At 66.6% G+C, this 19,030-nt stretch carries 13 protein-coding genes and 1 tRNA gene; 7 read left to right on the top strand and 7 right to left on the bottom strand.

The annotated features are described in order from the left end of the window. Nucleotides 1-19: 19 nt before the first annotated feature. From hrpA to FBY36_RS00950, 3 genes are all read right to left on the bottom strand, one after another. The gene (gene hrpA / locus FBY36_RS00960; protein ID WP_142116925.1) at nt 20-3,985 is read right to left on the bottom strand and encodes an ATP-dependent RNA helicase HrpA; all 3,966 of its coding nucleotides are present in this window, start codon (nt 3,983-3,985) and stop codon (nt 20-22) included. Nucleotides 3,986-4,051: 66 nt separating this feature from the next. Further along, entirely contained in the window at nt 4,052-4,390 is a 339-nt protein-coding gene (locus FBY36_RS00955; protein WP_142116924.1) for a protealysin inhibitor emfourin, read from the bottom strand. 59 nt (nt 4,391-4,449) lie between these two features. Continuing rightward, the gene (locus FBY36_RS00950) at nt 4,450-5,502 is read right to left on the bottom strand and encodes a M4 family metallopeptidase (protein WP_142116923.1); all 1,053 of its coding nucleotides are present in this window, start codon (nt 5,500-5,502) and stop codon (nt 4,450-4,452) included. A 125-nt stretch (nt 5,503-5,627) separates the two neighbouring features. Here FBY36_RS00950 and FBY36_RS00945 point away from each other — a divergent pair, with 125 nt between their 5' ends. Then, the gene (locus FBY36_RS00945; protein ID WP_142031644.1) at nt 5,628-6,578 is read left to right on the top strand and encodes a cation diffusion facilitator family transporter; all 951 of its coding nucleotides are present in this window, start codon (nt 5,628-5,630) and stop codon (nt 6,576-6,578) included. A gap of 81 nt (nt 6,579-6,659) precedes the next feature. Here the strand turns inward: FBY36_RS00945 and FBY36_RS00940 are convergent. From FBY36_RS00940 to FBY36_RS00925, 4 genes are all read right to left on the bottom strand, one after another. Further along, nucleotides 6,660-6,732 (bottom strand) — tRNA-Arg (locus tag FBY36_RS00940). 109 nt (nt 6,733-6,841) lie between these two features. Continuing rightward, a complete protein-coding gene (locus FBY36_RS00935) occupies nt 6,842-8,410 on the bottom strand; it encodes a ferredoxin--NADP reductase (protein WP_142116922.1) in 1,569 nt (522 codons plus the stop codon). Next, a complete protein-coding gene (locus tag FBY36_RS00930) occupies nt 8,407-9,279 on the bottom strand; it encodes an FAD:protein FMN transferase (RefSeq protein ID WP_142116921.1) in 873 nt (290 codons plus the stop codon). Before FBY36_RS00930 ends, FBY36_RS00935 begins: the two co-directional genes overlap by 4 nt. Nucleotides 9,280-9,282: 3 nt before the next feature. Further along, nucleotides 9,283-9,774: an FMN-binding protein gene (locus tag FBY36_RS00925; RefSeq protein ID WP_442858226.1), complete on the bottom strand. Its 492-nt coding sequence runs from the start codon at nt 9,772-9,774 to the stop codon at nt 9,283-9,285. 165 nt (nt 9,775-9,939) lie between these two features. Between FBY36_RS00925 and argS the strand changes: the two genes are divergently transcribed. The 6 genes from argS (at nt 9,940) to rho (ending at nt 18,903) form a co-directional block, all read left to right on the top strand. Continuing rightward, nucleotides 9,940-11,589: an arginine--tRNA ligase gene (gene argS / locus FBY36_RS00920; protein ID WP_142116920.1), complete on the top strand. Its 1,650-nt coding sequence runs from the start codon at nt 9,940-9,942 to the stop codon at nt 11,587-11,589. A 5-nt stretch (nt 11,590-11,594) separates the two neighbouring features. Next, on the top strand, nt 11,595-13,067 hold the full coding sequence (gene lysA, locus FBY36_RS00915) for a diaminopimelate decarboxylase (RefSeq protein WP_142116919.1): 1,473 nt from the start codon (nt 11,595-11,597) through the stop codon (nt 13,065-13,067). Then, entirely contained in the window at nt 13,068-14,384 is a 1,317-nt protein-coding gene (locus FBY36_RS00910; protein ID WP_142116918.1) for a homoserine dehydrogenase, read from the top strand. Further along, a complete protein-coding gene (gene thrC / locus FBY36_RS00905; RefSeq protein ID WP_142116917.1) occupies nt 14,385-15,491 on the top strand; it encodes a threonine synthase in 1,107 nt (368 codons plus the stop codon). Nucleotides 15,492-15,493: 2 nt separating this feature from the next. Then, nucleotides 15,494-16,468 (top strand): homoserine kinase, encoded by a 975-nt coding sequence (gene thrB / locus FBY36_RS00900; RefSeq protein ID WP_142116916.1) that lies wholly within the window; start codon nt 15,494-15,496, stop codon nt 16,466-16,468. 293 nt (nt 16,469-16,761) lie between these two features. Beyond that, a complete protein-coding gene (gene rho, locus FBY36_RS00895; protein WP_142116915.1) occupies nt 16,762-18,903 on the top strand; it encodes a transcription termination factor Rho in 2,142 nt (713 codons plus the stop codon). Nucleotides 18,904-19,030 lie beyond the last annotated feature (127 nt).

The raw sequence follows: 19,030 nt of genomic DNA, 5'->3' as shown, positions 1-19,030 counted from the left end.
CATTGGTGGCCGGCCGTCGCTAGGCGGGGGCCAGTGCTTTGTTGAGCACGGCGCGGATCCGCTTCTCGGATACCGAATAGGCCGTGCCGAGCTCGACGGCGAACAGGCTCACCCGGAGCTCCTCGATCATCCAGCGCACCTGGGTTAACTCACGTCCCGCACGGCGCCCGGGCAGGAGTGCCGAGGCGGCATGGTCGTAATCGTCCTCAAGCCGCTGGACCACAGCCATGTTGAGGGCGTCGCGCTGGACGTTGCCGGGCAGGCGTTCCAGCCGTTTCTCGATGGCCGCCAGGTACCTGGGCAGCTGGCTGAGCTGTGCGTAGCCCGTGCGTGCCACAAACCCCGGATACACCAGCTGCTCCAGCTGGCTCTTGATGTCGTTCAACGCGCTGATCAGGGCCAGGCTGGTGGTGCCCTTGAGCTGCTTTTCGATCCGGCGGGTGCTGGCCAGGATGCGCTCCACCACGGCGGTGACCGTGAAGACGGTGTCGATCAGTTCGGCGCGCACCACCTCATAGAGCTGGTCAAAGGCCTTCCGGTCCCACGGAAGGTCGGCGGGCGTGAGCTTGTCGATGGCCGCCAGCGCGCAGTCGGCAATGAGGGCGGACACCGAGCCGTGCGGGTTCTGGCTGAAGGTGAGCTTTTCGGTGTTGCTCAGGTGCTCCAGGACATAACGGTCCGGCGCCGGAACCCGCAGGGCCAGCAGGCGGATCACACCGGCCCGCATCGCGTCGAGCTGTTCCTCCTGGGTCTGGAAGACCCGCAGCGACACTGAGGTGCCCTTGTCCACCAGCGCAGGATAGCCGGTAACAGTGTGGCCTTTGACCATGCTGCTTACCTGGCGCTCGACGGTGCCGAAGGTCCATTCCTTCAGGCCCTCCTGCTCCACGAACCCGGCCGTGGCGGCGGCTCCCGGCACCCCGCCCGCCTGTTGCCGTACGGGTGCCCCGGCGTCGGGCGCCTTGCCGTTCCCGCGCTGCCCCTTGCCACCGGCGCCGGGCGCAGCGGAGGCCGGGGTGGCGCCAAGCGATTCGGCAATGGCACGCCGGGTGGCGGGAGCCAGCCGCTCCTGGAGTTCGGCCAGGTCCTTTCCCTCGCCGAGGACCTTGCCCTTGCTGTCCACCACCTTGAAACTCACGCGCAGGTGCGGAGGCACGGCATCCCAGTTCCAGGAACCGGGCGGGATGATGGCGCCTCGGATACGCCGCAGCGCGAGCTCAAGCGACGGTTCCAGCTCGTCCCTGGCCGGATCGAAGTCCGACTCCAGCAGGGCCACAGCCTGCCGGGCAACGTCGGGGGCAGGAACAAAATTCTTCCGGACCTGCTTGGGCAGCGACTTGATCAGCGCGGTCACCAGCTCCACGCGCTGGCCCGGGATCAGCCAGCGGAACGGAGCGTCATCCAGCTGGTTGAGGAACAGGACCGGAACTTCCGCCGTGACGCCGTCGGACGGATCGGGCGGCGAGCCCGGAGCCACGGGGTGGAACTCGTACGTCAGCGGAAGCTCGAAGCCCTTGTGCAGCCAGGTCTTGGGGTACGCCGCTTCATCCAGGTCGTCGGCGTCGTCGCTGAGCAGCAGCGACTTGTCATAGTCCAGGAGGTCGGGGTTCTCCCGGCGGGCATCCTTCCACCATTTGTCGAAGTGCCGTTCGGACACCACGTCGGGGCCGATCCTGGCGTCGTAGAACTCAAACAGCGTCTCGTCGTCCACCAGCAGGTCGCGGCGGCGCATCCGTGCCTCGAGTTCCTCCACCTCGTGCAGCAGCGCCCGGTTGCGGTGGAAAAACTTGTGATGGGTCTTCCAGTCGCCCTCCACCAGTGCGTGGCGGATGAACAGTTCCCGGGCCACCACCGGGTCCACCCTGCCGTAGTTGATCCGCCGCTGGGCGATGATGGGAACGCCGTAGAGGGTGACCTTTTCGTAGGCCATCACGGCGCCCTGCCGGGTGGACCAGTGCGGTTCACTGTAGCTGCGCTTCACCAGGTCCGGCGCCACCTGCTCGGCCCACAGGGGATCGAATTTCGCAGCCACCCTGGCCCACAGCCGGCTGGTTTCCACCAGCTCCGCTGCCATAACGAACGTGGGGGACTTCTTGAACAAGGCGGAGCCCGGGAAGATCGCGAACCGGCTGCCGCGGGCACCGGCATATTCACGCTTGCGCTCGTCCAGGATCCCGATGTGGCTCAGCAGCCCGGAAAGCAGGCTGATGTGGATCCCGTCATGGTTGCCCACGGGATCGGCCAGGCGCTTGTTGTCCAGGGAGATCCCCAGGGGCCGGGCGAGCTGGCGCAACTGGGCGAAGAGGTCCTGCCATTCCCGCACCCGCAGGTAGTTGATGAATTCGGCGCGGCACAACCGGCGGAAGGCCGACGACGACAGCTCCTGCTGCTTCTCCTGCAGGTAGTTCCAGAGGTTGAGGTAGCCGGTGAAGTCCGAGTTCTCGTCCCGGAAGCGGGTGTGCTTTTCCGCGGCCAGCTGCTGCTTGTCCGTGGGCCGTTCACGCGGGTCCTGGATGGTCAGGGCGGCCGCCAGGACCATGACTTCGCGGACGCAGCCCCGTTTCCCGGCCTCCACGATCATCCGGCCCAGCCGGGGATCGACAGGCAGCTGGGCGAGTTTCTGTCCGACGGCGGTGAGGCCGCCGCCTGCCTCGGGCCTGCCGCCCTTTCCGTGGGGGCGTGGGGGAGCCAGGGCGCCGAGCTCGCGAAGGAGGGTAACGCCGTCGTTGATGGCCCGCGTTTCCGGCGGCTCGACGAAGGGGAACTCCTCAACGTCCTTGGGGCCTTTCGCCACGCCCATGGCGGTCATCTGGAGGATGACGGCAGCGAGGTTGGTGCGCAGGATTTCCGGATCCGTGAACCGGGGCCGGGATTCGAAGTCCTCTTCGGAGTAAAGGCGGATGGCGATGCCGTCAGACACGCGGCCGCAGCGGCCGGAACGCTGGTTGGCCGATGCCTGCGAGACGCGTTCGATGGGCAGGCGCTGGACCTTGGTGCGGTGTGAGTACCGGGAAATGCGGGCCGTGCCGGTGTCGATGACGTACTTGATGCCGGGGACCGTCAGCGACGTTTCCGCCACGTTGGTGGCCAGCACGATCCGGCGCTTGCCGCCCGGGTGGAACACCTTGTGCTGCTCCTGCAGGCTCAGGCGGGCGAACAGGGGGAGGATCTCGGTGTTGGCCAGCCTGCGGTTGGACTGGATACGGGCCTGCAGTGCGTCTGCGGCGTCGCGGATTTCGCGCTCGCCGGAGAAGAAGACCAGGATGTCGCCGGGCGCCTCTGCTGCAAGTTCGTCCACGGCATCGCAGACGGCATCCAGGGGGTCGCGGTCCTCCTCGAGTTCATCATCCGAGGCCTCGTCGTCATCCGCCTTCGGCTGGGACAGGGGCCGGTAGCGGATTTCCACGGGATAGGTCCGGCCCGACACCTCGACGATGGGGGCGGGATCCTCGGGGGTGCCGAAGTGGTTGGCGAACCGTTCAGGATCGATGGTGGCCGAGGTGATGATGACTTTCAGGTCCGGCCGCTGCGGCAGGATCCGTTTCAGGTAGCCCAGGATGAAGTCGATGTTGAGGCTTCGCTCGTGTGCCTCGTCAATGATGATGGTGCTGTACTTGCGCAGCAGCCTGTCCCGCTGGATCTCGGCGAGCAGGATGCCGTCGGTCATCAGCTTGACCTTCGTTGCCTTGCTGACCTCGCCCGTGAAACGGACCTGGAAGCCCACCTCCTGGCCGATGTCCACGCCCAGTTCTTCCGCAATGCGCTCGGCCACGGTCCGTGCTGCCAGCCGCCGGGGCTGGGTATGCCCGATCAGGCCCTTCTCGCCCAGGCCAAGTTCCAGGCACATCTTGGGGATCTGGGTGGTCTTTCCGGAGCCGGTCTCGCCGGCGATGATGGTCACCTGGTTGGCGGCGATCGCGGCCATCAGGTCCTCGCGGCGCTCGGAAACCGGCAGCTCGGCGGGATAGGAGATATGAAAAGTCATGGCTGCAGACAGTCTACTGCCGGACGGAAACAGCCATTCATTCGACTCCCTGCTGCGGCCGGGCCTTCAGGCCGGACCGCCTCCACCAGCCCCGGGCCGGGCCCCGCCGGCAGATTCTTCTGCGGCCGCCCGTGCGGTATCAACCAGGACGCGCCAGGGGCCGGTGACGGCCTGTTCCGGCAGGGCGGCCCGGCGCTGCCCTGCCGAGATGGAGTAGATGAAGCGGTCCGGCTGCGGCCCCTCGAAAGCCGCAGCGGCTGCCCGCGGCGTACTGGGAACGGCGTCCCAGGGGCAGGCCTCGACAAGGGGCTGCCACTGGCTGAGATCGCTGTCTGACTGGGCATCGACGGTCCACACCCGCTTGACCGCAGCGAACCCGCCGCTCCGCTCCACCTTGATCTTCATGGCCTGGCCCCTGGGCTTCCCTCTGGCCCGGCGGCCTGTGACCCGGCAGCCGGTGGTGGTTAAACCTTGACCTTTACAGTTTCCCACGCACCCCGGACGGCGTCATGCTCTTTGGAGTCCGAACCAAAAAGGTCCGTGGCGGCACGTACCGTGGCACGGGCAAAGACGGTAAACGTTGCGGCCGGCGGCAATGATCCATTGGTAAGGGTCTCGTACCAGATGCGGCCCGGTGCCTCCCAGGCATGGCCGCCCAGGGCATCCGCAACCAGGTAGAACGCGCGGTTGGGGATGCCGGAGTTGATGTGCACGCCGCCATTGTCAGCGCTGGTCCGGACGTAGGAGTCCATGGAATCTGGTTGCGGGTCCTTGCCCAGCACGTCGTCGTCGTATGCCGTTCCGGGGGCTTTCATGGACCGAAGGGCCAGCCCCTGGACCTTGGGCGTAAAGAGGCCTTCCCCGATCAGCCAGCTGGCCTGGGCCGCGGTCTGCTTCCGGACGTATTGCTCAACGAGCGCGCCAAAGACATCCGACATCGACTCATTCAGGGCACCCGCCTGGTTCCGGTAAACAAGTCCGGCTGAGTATTGGGTAACGCCGTGCGCCAGTTCGTGGCCGATGACGCTGATGGACTTGGTGAACCGTTCAAAGACGTCACCGTCGCCATCACCAAACACCATTTGGGCGCCGTTCCAGAAAGCGTTGTCGTACAGATTTCCGAAGTGCACCGTGGCATCAAGCTTCAGCCCGCGTCCGTCAACCGAATCCCGTCCAAACGCCTCGGCATACAGCCGGTGCGTGTGTCCCAGCCCGTCGTAGGCCTCATCGGTGGCGGCATCGCCGGTTGCACGTCCGCCTTCTTTTCGGGCCAGCCTGCCCGGCAGGGTCTCTTCACCGCCGGCATCGTAGATGGTGCGGTTCACCGGGCCCGGCTTGGCCTGCCTCAGGCTGGGCGGGAGGACCGGGACAGCCTGTGCGCGTGCGGCCTGGAATGATTCGACGTGGCCCAGGGCCTTCCGGGCGGCGCTTGCGGCCGAAGAATATCCCGGCGCGTCCTGCTGCGCCAGCCGGCGCAACAGGTAAGGCGGAACGATGGAACAGAACTGAACGTGCATGGCGTACTCCCTCAGCTAGGTGGTTTCAGCTTAAGAGGAGCCACCGACAATCAACGGCAGGCCGCGGCCGCAGATTGGGCAGCCTTCCGGGTACTGCAGCAAGCCCAGGTGGGTACGGTAGGCGCATGGCTGAAACCGAAAAAGGATCCTCGTCCAGCTCCACCCTGTTGATTGTCATCATCGCCTTTGTGGCCAATACCCTTGTGGCTGCGGCGAAGTCCGTGGCCGCTGTCCTTACGGGCTCGGCTTCCATGGCGGCGGAGGCAGCCCACTCCTGGGCAGACACGGGAAACCAGGTGTTCCTTTTCTTCGCCGAGCGGCGTTCCGGCCGGCCCAGGGACGAGAGCCACCCCATGGGCTACGGCCGGGAAGCCTATGTGTGGTCCATGTTCGCCGCGTTCGGACTCTTTACCGCCGGCGCGGTGGTGTCCATCATGCATGGCGTCCAGCAGATTATTGAGCCGGAGCCGGCGGCCGATTTCGGTGTGGCCTACGTCGTCCTGGCCGTGGCTTTCGTCTTCGAGGGAATTTCGTTTGTCCAGGCGTTCCGGCAGACCAGGAAGGCGGCCCATGAGCTGGACCGGCACACCTTGGAGCAGGTACTCATCAGTTCAGACCCCACCCTGCGCGCCGTCTTCGCCGAGGACGCTGCCGCGCTGATCGGCCTCGTTGTGGCATTCGTGGGCGTGTTCCTGCATCAGGTCACGGGATCGCCGTTGCCGGATGCGATCGGTTCGATCGCCGTGGGCGTACTGCTGGCCGTCGTCGCCGTCGTCCTGATCGACCGGAACAGGCGCTTCCTGGTGGGCCAGGGCGTCACCCCTGACATCGAACGGTCCATGGCCCGGCGGGTGCTGGAGCACCCGGACATCGCCCGGCTCACCTACCTGCACCTGGAATTCGTGGGACCCCGCAAGCTGTATCTCGTGGCGGCCGTGGACCTGCAGGGGGACCATCCCGAACACGAAGTCGCCGTAACCCTCCGCCGGATCGAGCGTGAGCTGGAAGACCATGAAACGGTGGAGGAAGCCGTGCTGACCCTGGCCACGCTGGATGAGGCCGCCCTGAAGTTTTGATCCTGCGGCACGGTGGAACCGGCTAAGGGCGGGAAAACGAAAGAACCCCCGCCGCTTCAGTGAAGCGACGGGGGTTTTCTGTGCCCTCGATAGGATTCGAACCTACGACCTTCTGCTCCGGAGGCAGACGCTCTATCCCCTGAGCTACGAGGGCAATCGGGATTTCCTGCCGTTCCCGGCGGGACGTCCTAGAGCTTAGCAGGAAGGTGGCCCGCAAGGGAAAACCGGGCCAACGCCAGGACCGGGCAGGCGACGAAGCGGGCTTAATAGCCGGAGAAAGAGTCTGTCCGGACCCGCCGGGCACCGGCGCTCTTCGCGGCGCGGCGAAGGGACGCAACACTCGCCGGTGATCCCGAGACATAGACTTCGCGGGCGGCGATGTCCGGCACGAGTGCCGCAAGGGTTTCGCCGTCCAGCCGGTCCCCGGGAAGCCGGTCCCCGGGACCGGAGCGTCCGGCAGCGGAGGCCAGTCCGGACGGCGGCTGCGAACCGTCCGCCGTCCGCACCAGCACCCGGATACCGGAATCCCAGAGTTCTTCCGCGTAGGCCACTTCGTCAGCGCTCCTGGCCAGGAGCAGGAGTACCGCGTCCCGCTCCCGCAGGCCCCCGGAGGACAAATGCGAAACAAAGGGTGTGATCCCGATTCCCGCAGCAATGAGCAGTACCGGGCGGTGCGGATCGCGCGGCAGGACGAAGTCGCCGCCCACTGCCGTGGCTGCCACTTCGTCGCCCGGCCGCAGCGCCAGGAGCGCCTCCTTCGCCGCGGACAAGGGGCCGGCCGTCCGCACGGCGATCTTCACCAGGCGCCCGCCGGGGGAGCCGGTCAGGCTGAACACCCGTCGTCGGCCTTTGCCATCCGGCCTGGCCTGCGGCAGGTCCACTTCCATGTACTGGCCAGGAATGAAACGCACCGGCCGGGCAGGTTCGAACGTGAACTCGGTGGTAGCCGGCGTCAGCTGCCGGGTGCCGGCGAGCCGGAGCTTCACGGCCCCCCGCTGGCCTGCCAGGAAGGCCAGCAGGTTGCCGGCCAGCAGGGCTGCCTCGGGCGAGTTGGCGAAAAAGCCAAGGTTCCAGGGGACTGAAAAGAGCACCGCCACCACGGCGGCCAGCGCCAGCTGTTGGCGGCGGCGGGGCGGCAGCGTCAGGGGCTCGGTCAGCATGAATCCGACGAAGAACAGGACCGGCCGCTGTGCCAGGGCCTGGTAGATGCCCATGCCCGGCGTCATGCCCGAGCGAAGCAGTTCCAGCGTGATGACGGCAGTGGCCACCAGCGTGAACACGGACGCCATCAGCACTTTGCGGGTCCGGTACAGGACCAGCAGCACGCCCGGTACCAGCAGCCACAGCATGGCAGGAGTAGCCGCCCACCACGTAGCAATGTTCAGCCCGGTCAGTCCGGTGGCAAACGCACCGGCGGCAGCGGGATTGAAGATGTGCCGGCCACGCCACGCCAGTGCGTATTTCGAGGCCGACGCCAGGACACAGGCTAATGCCACCCCGGCCAGGTCCAGTGGCTGCAGGGACGGCCAGAACAGGAAGTAGAGCAGCAGCCCCGTGATGAGGGACGACTCGGTGTGGGGGTTCACCCTGAAAAGCGCCGCCAGTGCCCGGTTGGAAGCGTAGGTCAAGCCCAGGCACAGTGCCAGGTGGGCCGGCATTTCCGGGATGCCGAACGTCAGCCAGCCCAGGAGGTTGAGCAGGAGGCTGTAGGCGGCCAGCACCGCCAGGACCACCAGGGTAATCCGGTACATGGTGAACCTGCCCACGGCAGTCCCCATCCGGCCGGCCAGGGACACGGGCGGGCGGGCGTGCGGTGTTTCCACGGGGTTCATGAGAACAGTGTCCCTTCGAATTCGGCGGAATAGGCTGCGCTGCCATCGGAAAAGACGGTCAGCCACGAAAAATCAAAGGTTTCCTGGAGCATGGCGCCGGGAACAAAGAACAGGGCCGTTGCCAAGGCATCGGCCAGCATGGCCGTCCCGGCCAGTGTCCAGGTGGCGACGGCGGTCCGCACCGGCTCCCCGGTGGTCCCGTCCAGGACGTGGTGCAGGCCGTCGCCCCAGGCCCGGCGGTTGGCAGCGGAAGCACACAGGGCGCGGCCGTCCAGGTCGATCTTCCCGATGGCCTGGTCCGGGTTGTAGGGGTGTTCAAGCGCCACGCTGACAGGTCCTGCTGCGCGGGCCAGCAGGTCGCCGCTGGCATCGATGACGAACGCATCAATGTCCGCGTCCTCCAGTTCCGCGGCCAGCAGGTCCACCAACAGGCCCTTGCCGGCGGCGCCGATGTCCAGCAGCACGGGAGCACTCGCGGTCAGGACTGTCCCGGACCAGGTGAGCACCGATTCCCAGGGCGGTGCAGGCAGCGGCGGACCGGCGGGCCGCAGCGAATACGCTGCGCCATACCCCAGACGCTCCAGGCTGCCGCCAATCAGCGGGGTCATGGCGCCGCCGGTGGCCTGGTACAGCAGGCGGTACAGCTCGCCCAGCGGAGCGGCCTCAGCCGGAAAGGCATAACGTCCCGGCGCCCGTGCCAGGTCCGCTACCCGTGAGTCGGCACGGAAACGCGACCAGACGGCGTCGAACTTTTCAACCCTGTCCAGGAGGTGTGCGCGAAGGGAAGGGGGCAATGGCTGCGCAGTGGTGATGTCCCACGCGGTTCCAATCCCCTGGAACGAAAAGTCCTCCCAGTCCGCGACGGGCACCGCCTACTGCGCCTCCGCCTTGATCCTGTCGACGGCCTGGTTGAAGCCTCCGCTGGTCAGCGAGGACCCCGCAACCTTGGAGACGTTCAGCTCGTCGATGTTCCTGCCCACCACCTGCGCAGCGATGCCGCCGGCGAACTGGCCCTGGAACTTCCGGGTGTTTGGATTGGACGGGTGCTGGGTAATCTGCACATCCGTGACTTTTCCCCCCGCCAGCGTCAGCTGCACGCCCACGGTTTCCGTGCCGTTCGGGGACACATAGTTCCCGTCCGCGCTGTAAGTGCCGTCCTTGTAACTGCCGCCGCTGCCGGCAAGGGCCGAAGGACCCGAAGCAGGAGTTGCCGGGGTTCCCGCGGTGCCGGGGGTGCTGTCCGCCGCGGACGGTGCACAGCCCGCCACCGTTCCCGCGAGGGACAGGCCTGCAAGACCGGCGAAAAGACTTTTGCGGAACATGGTGCCGGAGGTGGCGGGGCTTTGGGGACTGGAGGGTCTCATGAAGGCTCTCGTTTCACTTTTTGGGGCTGTACCGTTCACTTTCGCTACGGTTTAGTCAACGCCGGATCCACGCGAATGGTTCACCGCACTCTTCCGGTACGGCCGGAACGGCCGGCGATGTGCGCCAAATTCTTTGCTGTCACTGGCCCCCGGTAGTCTAGAGGGGTGACTCCCGAAGAACTTTCCCTCGCCATATCCGCCTGCCTCAAGGACGCCGTCGCCGCCGGCGAGATCGCCCTTGCGGCATCAGCAGTCCCCGAGGACGTGCGCGTGGAGCGGCCCAAGAACCGGGACCACGGCGACTGGGCCACCAACATCGCCCTGCAGCTGGCCAAGCAGGCGGGCACCAACCCGCGCGAATTTGCCAGCGTGCTCAGCGCCCGCCTCAAGTCAATCAACGGTGTCTCCGCAGTGGACATCGCAGGCCCGGGCTTCCTGAACATCACCGTGGACGCCGCAGCCGCCGGTGCATTGGCAAAGGTTATCGTCGAGGCCGGCAAGGGCTACGGGACCAACACGGCGCTCGCCGGGCACACGGTCAACATGGAATTCGTGTCCGCAAACCCCACCGGCCCGCTGCACATCGGGCACACCCGCTGGGCTGCGCTGGGGGATTCGATTGCCCGCGTGCTGCGCGCCTCCGGTGCCGACGTCACAGCCGAGTACTACATCAACGACGCCGGCTCGCAGATGAACACCTTCGCGCACTCGGTCTACAACCGGCTGCACGGCCTTCCCGTGCCCGACGGCGGCTACCCGGGCCAGTACATCGCAGACCTTGGCCACGAGGTGCTCACCGCGCACCCGGACATCCGCGAACTTACCGAGGTGGCTGCGCTGCCGGTCATCCGCGCCGCCGCCTACGAAGCGCAGATGAAGGACATCAAGGCCACCCTGGCGGACTTCGGCGTGGAGTTCGACGTCTTCTTCTCGGAGCAGGAACTGCACGACGCCGGTGCCATCGAAAGTGCCGTGGCCCGCCTTCGTGAACAGGGTCACGTGTTCGACGACGGCGGTGCGGTCTGGCTGCGGACCACGGACTTTGGCGATGACAAGGACCGCGTGATGATCCGTGCGAACGGTGAGCCCACGTACTTCGCCGCGGATGCCGCCTACTACCTGTCCAAGAAGGACCGCGGTTTCACCGAAAAGATCTACCTTCTGGGCGCTGACCACCACGGCTACATCAACCGGCTGAAGGCCATCGCTGCCGCTGCGGGCGATGACCCCGAAATGAACATCGAGGTCCTGATCGGCCAGCTGGTGTCCGTTAACGGAGCCAAGCTGTCCAAGCGTGCCGGCAACATCATCGAGCTCAAGGACCTGATCGACTGGCTGGGCAAGGACGCCGTCCGCTACTCCCTGGCCCGGTTCCCGGCCGACTCGCCGCTGACCCTTGATCCGGAGCTGTTGAAGAAGCACAGCAACGAGAACCCTGTGTTCTACGTGCAGTACGCGCATGCCCGTTCGCGCGGCGCCGCACGCAATGCGGTGGATGCAGGCGTGGACCGCTCCGCATTCGAGGCCTCGCTGCTGGACCACGCCACCGAAAACGAGCTGTTGTCCTACCTCGGCAGCTACCCGTCCATCGTGGCCAAGGCGGCAGAGCTGCGCGAACCGCACCGCGTGGCCCGCCACCTGGAAGCCATCGCCGGGGCCTACCACCGCTGGTACGACGCCTGCCGCATTGCCCCCATGGGTGACGAAGCGGTGACCGACCTCAACCGCACCCGGCTGTGGCTCAACGACGCCACCAGCCAGGTGCTGGCCAACGGACTTGACCTGCTGGGCGTTTCAGCCCCGGAACGGATGTAGGACTGATGACGCACACAGGAGCACAAGGTTCTCCGCTTGCCCCGGAATGGCTCGCCGTTCCGGCGGACCTCAATGCCCTCCACCAGCCCATGTGGGCCCGTGACGTGGCGCGCAACGAAGATGGCGAAATCAGCATTGACGGTGTCCCCGTCAGCGAGCTGCAGCGGCAGTACGGCACGCCCCTTTTCGTGATGAGCGAGAACGACTTCCGTGCCCGGGCCAGGGCCTTCAGCGACGCGTTCAATGACGCGTTCGCGGACATCTGCGGGGGAGTGGACGTCTACTACGCCGGAAAGTCGTTCCTGTGCACCTCGGTTGTCCGGTGGGTGGAGGAGGAAGGGCTGCGCCTTGATACGGCATCCGGCGGGGAACTCGCCGTGGCCTATCGTGCGGGGATTCCCGGTGCGGACGTCGCCCTGCACGGCAACAACAAGTCCGACGGCGAGATCCACCGGGCCCTCGACATGGGCCTGGGCCGGATCGTGGTGGACAGCCTGGCCGAACTGAAGCGCGTGGGCAGCATTGCCCAGGCCCGCGGTGAACAGGCGAAGGTCATGCTTCGGCTTACCCCCGGCGTCCACGCCCACACGCACGAATTCATCGCCACCGCCCACGAGGATCAGAAGTTCGGCCTCTCCATGGCGGCTGACACCACCGATGAGGCCGGCATCTCCGCCGCCGAGGAAGCAGTGGCGGCGGCAGCAGCACACCCAGGCATCGAACTGCTGGGCCTGCACTGCCACATCGGCTCGCAGATCTTCGAACCTGACGGGTTTGCCCTGGCCGCCCAGAAGCTCCTGCGCTTCCTGGCCGCCATGCAGGACAAGTACTCCATCACCATGCCCGAACTGGACCTCGGCGGCGGGTACGGGATCGCCTACACCCCGGTGGACACCCCGCGCCCCGCAGCAGAAATCGCGACGGCGATGGCCGCCGTCGTGCGTTCAACCTGCGCCGAGCTGGGCATTGACGCGCCCCGTATCTCCATCGAGCCCGGCCGCGCCATCGTGGGCAGCACCACCTTCACCCTGTACGAGGTGGGCACGTTGAAGACCGTGCGCGTGGATGCCCCTGCGGCTTCCGCCGACGGTGACGCGGGCAACAACGTTACGTATCCGCGCCGGTATGTTTCGGTTGACGGCGGTATGAGCGATAACGCCCGGCCGGTGCTGTACGACGCGGATTATTCGGCCGTTCTGGCCTCGCGCACGTCCGACGCGGCTCCGCAACTGTCCCGCGTGGTGGGCAAACATTGCGAGAGCGGCGACATAGTTGTTAGAGATGTATATCTGCCCGAGGACGTGGCAGCCGGTGATCTGCTTGCTGTACCGGGAACCGGCGCCTACTGCTGGGCCCTCTCGAGCAACTACAACTATCTGGCCCGGCCGGGCGTTGTCGCGGTGCGCGACGGATCTGCCCGGCTGATTGTCCGCGGGGAAACCGAAGAAGACCTGCTGAACCGCGATATGGGAGCCTGAATGACGGAAATGCGAACGCTGAAAGTGGCCCTGCTGGGCTGTGGCAACGTTGGGGCCCAGGTTGCGCGGATCCTCATTGAGGACGCGGATGCCCTCGCTGCCCGCACCGGTGCCCGCCTGCAACTCAGCGGCATTGCCGTGCGCAACGTCAACGCCCCGCGCGACGTGGACCTGCCGCAGGAGCTTTTCACCACCGACGCCGACACCCTGGTCAAGGACGCCGACCTGGTGATCGAACTGATGGGCGGCATTGAACCGGCCCGCACGCTGATCCTCTCCGCGCTGCGCAACGGCGCATGCGTGGTCACGGGCAACAAGGCGCTCCTGGCACAGGACGGACCCACCCTCTACGAAGAGGCGGACAAGGCAGGCGTCCAGCTGTCCTACGAAGCCGCCGTGGCCGGAGCCATCCCCATCCTCCGCCCCATCCGCGACAGCCTCTCGGGCGACCGGATCACCCGGGTGCTGGGCATCGTCAACGGCACCACCAACTTCATCCTTGACCAGATGGACACCACCGGCGCCCAGTTCTCCGACGCCCTCGCCGAGGCCCAGCGCCTTGGCTACGCCGAGGCGGACCCCACCGCCGACGTCGAAGGCCACGACGCTGCAGCGAAGGCCGCCATCCTGGCGTCGTTGTCCTTCCACACCCGCTTCGCCCTGGACGACGTCCATTGTGAAGGCATTACGTCCGTCAGCGCCGCGGACATCGCCGCTGCCAAGGATGCCGGTTTCGTCATCAAGCTGCTGGCCATCGCGGAGAAACTGACCGGTGCCGACGGCAAGGAAGGCGTGTCCGTCCGCGTCCACCCCACGCTGCTGCCGCGCGAACACCCGCTTGCCGCCGTGCACGGGGCATTCAACGCCGTGTTCATCGAGGCCGAAAACGCCGGTGAGCTGATGTTCTACGGCCAGGGCGCCGGCGGCACCCCCACGGCATCCGCCGTGCTGGGCGACCTCGTCTCGGCAGCCCGCCGCCTGGTCCTGGGCGGCCCTGGACGCACCGAAACCACCACTGGCCATGTTCCGGCGCTTCCCATCGACGCCGCCACCACCAGCTATTACATCGGCCTGGACGTCGCGGACCAGCCGGGCGTGCTGGCGAAGATCGCCCAGCTCTTTGCCGGGCACGGTGTGTCCATCGAAATCATGCGGCAAACCATCCACCGGGATTCGGAATCCAACGTGGAGTCGGCCGAACTGCGGATTGTCACCCACCGCGCGTCAGAGGCTGCCCTTGCAGCCACCGTCGAGGCCGTGAAGGGCCTGGACGTCATCAATTCAGTTACATCCGTTTTGCGGGTAGAAGGAGTCTAAGTGGCTCACCAATGGCGCGGTGTCATCCGCGAATACGCTGACCGTCTGCCCGTGACGGAGTCCACCAGGGTGATCACCCTTGGCGAGGGCGGCACCCCGCTGGTGCACGCGCAGAAGCTCTCCGAACTCACCGGTTCCGACGTCTACCTGAAGGTGGAGGGAATGAACCCCACCGGTTCCTTCAAGGACCGGGGCATGACCATGGCCATGACGGCGGCGGTGGCCTCGGGCGCCAAAGCCGTGGTGTGCGCTTCCACCGGCAACACCTCCGCGTCCGCCGCCGCCTACGCAACCGCCGCCGGCCTGACGTGCGCCGTCCTGGTGCCCGAAGGCAAGATCTCCATGGGCAAGCTCAGCCAGGCCATCGCCCACGGCGCCACCCTCCTCCAGGTGGACGGCAACTTCGACACCTGCCTGGACATCGCCCGCAAGCTGGGGGAGTCCTACCCCGTCTTCCTGGTCAACTCCGTCAATCCTGCCCGCATCCAGGGCCAGAAAACCGGCGCCTTCGAAGTGGTGGACGCCCTGGGCGACGCACCGGACATCCACGTCCTGCCCGTGGGCAATGCTGGCAACATCACCGCGTACTGGAAGGGCTACAAGGAGTACTCGGCTCCGTTCGAGTCCGAAACATCCGGCACCCTGCCCGCCGTCTCCACCAGGACGCCCGCCATGTGGGGCTTCCAGGCTGCCGGGGCAGCACCGTTCGTAGCCGGCCACCCCATCACCGAGCCGGACACCATCGCCACGGCCATCCGCATCGGAAACCCCGCGTCCTGGGACGGAGCCGTGGGCGCACGCGACGAATCCGGCGGACTCATCGAAGCCGTCACCGACGAGGAAATCCTGAACGCCCACCGCTGGCTGTCATCCCGTGAAGGCGTGTTCGTCGAGCCCGGCTCCGCCGCCGGTGTAGCCGGTCTGCTCAAGAAGCACGCCGCCGGCGAAGTGCCCTCCGGCAAGACCATCGTCATCACCGTCACCGGCCACGGCCTGAAGGATCCCCAGTGGGCCCTGCGCACGGAGGACGGCAGCGACGTCCAGCCCGTCAAGGTTCCGAACGATGTGGTCACCGTTGCCGCTGAGCTGGGACTGGAAGAAAAATAGCCTTGGACACCACCTCGCAGGCCGCGGTCGGACTGCACCTGATTGAGCCGGGGCAGCGCGTCACCGTCAGGGTCCCCGCCACGAGCGCCAACCTCGGCCCCGGCTATGACAGCCTTGGGCTCGCACTGGCCCTGCACGACACCCTCACCGTGGAAAGCCTCGACACGGACGACCTCGTGTTCGAGCTCCGCGGCGAGGGCGCTGACACCCTGCCGCGCGATGCCAGCCACCTGGTGGTCCGCGCCATGGACGCGGCTTTCGAGCGGCTGGGTTACCGGCACGGCGGACTGAAGGTTGTTGCCGACAACGTCAACCCGCACGGCCGGGGACTGGGCTCGTCCGCATCTGCCGTGGTGGCCGCAGTCTCGGCTGCCAATGCCATGGTGCCGGCCGAAGACCAGCGCGGGAAGGACTGGATCCTCCAGCTCACCAGTGAACTGGAGGGCCATCCGGACAACGTGGCACCGGCCCTTTTCGGCGGACTGGCGCTGTCATGGCAGGACAGTGAGCAGTACAGCAGCACCCGTGCCACCGTGGCCGGGTCCGTTATCCCCATCGTGGCGGTACCCAACTTTGAACTGTCCACCGAAGCGGCCCGCGCCCTGCTGCCGGCATCTGTGGGACACCATGCGGCCGCCATGAACTCCGGCCGCGCCGCCCTGCTGATCCACGCACTGACGCAGAACCCCGAATTCCTGTTGCCGGGCACCGAGGATTACCTGCACCAGAGCTACCGAGCCGACGCCATGCGGCCCAGTGCCGCCTTGATCGGCGCACTCCGCAAAGCGGGCTATGCCGCAGTGGTTTCCGGGGCCGGGCCCACCGTCCTGGTACTGGCAAACGGCGAGGAGCAGGCAGTCCACGCCCTCGCCTTCATCCAGGCCTATACGGCGGAGAACACGCCGGACATCGGTTGGCGCGTGCTGAAGCTGGCAGTGGACGTCGAAGGTGCTAAGGTTGAACTGCACCGGCGGTAATTCCGCCTATCTGATCTGCTCCTGCATTCAGTTGCTATTTGATCTACCACTGTGAATGTATTCCGGTGCCGCCTGCTTGGTCTGTCGCAGGAATCTGCAGCATCCAACTGCCCCTGAACCGTCAGCCCGGCGTTGTGCCTTGGGCGCAGCGCAAGGTGAATCAGTATCCGGCCCTGCTGGCCGAAATCCAACCGGCAAGGCCGAAATCCCGGCTGCAGATCTGAACTGCAGCCCAGATCAAATCATCGCGCCCAGCTCCCAGTCTGGACGCCGTCGAGGGGGAAGGATCCTTCGTGACCGAAACCACTGAGCTGTCGCCAGCTGTGGAACACACAACTTCTGCTGCCGAATCACCGGCCGCAACCGCCAAGAGCAGCGGCCTCGCCGGCCTGAAGCTCGCCCAGCTGCAGGCCCTGGCCAGCCAGCTCGGTATCTCAGGCGGATCCCGCATGCGCAAGGGGGACCTGGTCTCGGCCATTTCCGCCCACCGTGCAGGAACACTCACCGCCAAGGCCCCCGCAAAGGCAGCGGAAAGGGCTCCGGAAACCGCCGTGGCTTCAGCTGCACCGGCTTCCGCTCCGGAGGCCCCGGCCGCCGAAGCTCCCGCCGCTGAGGGCACCCGTGCCCGCGGACGCGGCCGCAGCCGCCGCGCCGTCAGTGACGGTGTGGTTGCCCCGGCAGCCGAAGCTCCCGTCGTGGAAACCCCTGCCGCGCCTTCCGGCGCAACCGTTGAGGCGCCGTCGGCTGCTCCTGCGGAAACCACGGAGGGAACCGAAGGCGCCCAGGAGCGCCGCCAGCCCCGCACCCGCAACCGCCGCCGCAGCGAGGCTGCTGCCGCCGCCGTCCAGGAGGCCCCGGCAGAAACTCCGGTGGAGCAGCCCGCCACGGAACAGCGTTCAGGCGAGCAGCGTTCGGGCGAACAGCGCACCGAAGCCCCCGCAACTGAAACGGGCGACGCCGGCCAGCGCACCGAACGCCGCGACGGCGGCCGCACCCGCGGCCGCGACAACACCTCGCGCGACTCGGACGGCGGCCGTGACAACAGCGGCAGCCGCGATGCAGGCCAGCGTGAAGGCAGCCGGGACAACGACGACAGTGACGGCGGCAGCCGCCGCAACCGCCGGAACCGCCGCGACCGGAATGACCGCAATGACCGCTCCGGCGGCCAGGACCGGGACAACTCCCGCAACGACCGCTTCCGCGACCGCAACGACCGCCGTCGGGGCCGCAACCAGGGCCCCGACGTGGACGACGTCGAGATCACCGAAGACGACGTCCTGCTGCCAGTCGCCGGCATCCTGGACGTCCTGGAGAACTACGCGTTCATCCGGACCTCCGGCTACCTGCCCGGCCCCAACGACGTCTACGTCTCCCTGGCCCAGGTCAAGAAGTACAACCTCCGCAAGGGCGACGCCGTCGTCGGTGCCATCCGCGCACCCCGTGACGGCGAAGACCGCAGCCAGCAGTCCAACCGCCAGAAGTTCAACGCCCTGGTGCGCGTGACCTCTGTCAACGGCAAGACCCCGGAAGAGCTGAAGGACCGCGTAGAGTTCGCCAAACTGGTTCCGCTGTACCCGTCTGAGCGCCTGCGCCTGGAGACCGACCCCAAGAAGATCGGTCCCCGCGTCATCGACCTCGTTGCCCCCATCGGCAAGGGCCAGCGCGGCCTGATCGTCTCCCCGCCCAAGGCCGGCAAGACGCTCATCCTGCAGTCCATCGCCAACGCGATCACCACCAACAACCCTGAGGTCCACCTCATGATGGTGCTGGTTGACGAACGCCCCGAAGAAGTCACGGACATGCAGCGCACCGTCAAGGGTGAGGTCATCGCCTCCACCTTCGACCGTCCCGCCGACGACCACACCACTGTGGCCGAACTCTCCATCGAACGCGCCAAGCGCCTCGTGGAAATGGGCATGGACGTGGTGGTCCTCCTGGACTCCATGACCCGCCTGGGCCGCGCCTACAACCTGGCGGCACCGGCCTCCGGCCGCATCCTGTCCGGTGGCGTCGACTCCGCAGCCCTCTACCCGCCCAAGCGCTTCTTCGGTGCCGCCCGCAACATCGAGAACGGCGGCTCGCTCACCATCCTGGCCACGGCACTCGTCGAGACCGGATCCAAGATGGACGAGGTCATCTTCGAAGAGTTCAAGGGCACCGGCAACATGGAGCTCCGCCTGTCCCGCCAGCTGGCCGACAAGCGCATCTTCCCCGCCGTGGACGTCAACGCCTCGGGCACCCGCCGCGAGGAAAACCTGCTCTCGCCCGAAGAAGTCAAGATCATGTGGAAGCTGCGCCGCGTCCTCTCCGGACTCGAGACCCAGCAGAGCCTTGAACTGCTCACCAACAAGATCCGCGAAACCCAGAGCAACGTCGAGTTCCTCATGCAGGTCCAGAAGACGACGCTTGGTGCGAAGTCCGATAACGACAAGTAGCTGAGCTCACCGCTCAAAATATGCCGGCCCCGCCCCTACGCCGGGTGGCTTGCGATCTACGATCCCAGGCCACCCAGCTCCGGCAAGCCCGAAGCCACTCCCTGGCCGGCATATTTTGAGCGGTTCG

Origin of the sequence: Arthrobacter sp. SLBN-122 (genome assembly GCF_006715165.1) — a bacterium.
Lineage (GTDB): Bacteria > Actinomycetota > Actinomycetes > Actinomycetales > Micrococcaceae > Arthrobacter.
This window is presented reverse-complemented; position numbering and strand designations above follow the sequence as displayed.

Excerpts from the sequence above, each read along its gene's own strand:
- FBY36_RS00945 (WP_142031644.1), top strand. The coding sequence starts at position 5,628 with ATGGCTGAAACCGAAAAAGGATCCTCGTCCAGCTCCACCCTGTTGATT.
- FBY36_RS00910 (WP_142116918.1), top strand. The coding sequence starts at position 13,068 with ATGACGGAAATGCGAACGCTGAAAGTGGCCCTGCTGGGCTGTGGCAAC.
- FBY36_RS00925 (WP_442858226.1), bottom strand. The coding sequence starts at position 9,774 with ATGAGACCCTCCAGTCCCCAAAGCCCCGCCACCTCCGGCACCATGTTC.
- lysA (WP_142116919.1), top strand. The coding sequence starts at position 11,595 with ATGACGCACACAGGAGCACAAGGTTCTCCGCTTGCCCCGGAATGGCTC.
- FBY36_RS00950 (WP_142116923.1), bottom strand. The coding sequence starts at position 5,502 with ATGCACGTTCAGTTCTGTTCCATCGTTCCGCCTTACCTGTTGCGCCGG.
- hrpA (WP_142116925.1), bottom strand. The coding sequence starts at position 3,985 with ATGACTTTTCATATCTCCTATCCCGCCGAGCTGCCGGTTTCCGAGCGC.
- FBY36_RS00935 (WP_142116922.1), bottom strand. The coding sequence starts at position 8,410 with ATGAACCCCGTGGAAACACCGCACGCCCGCCCGCCCGTGTCCCTGGCC.
- FBY36_RS00955 (WP_142116924.1), bottom strand. The coding sequence starts at position 4,390 with ATGAAGATCAAGGTGGAGCGGAGCGGCGGGTTCGCTGCGGTCAAGCGG.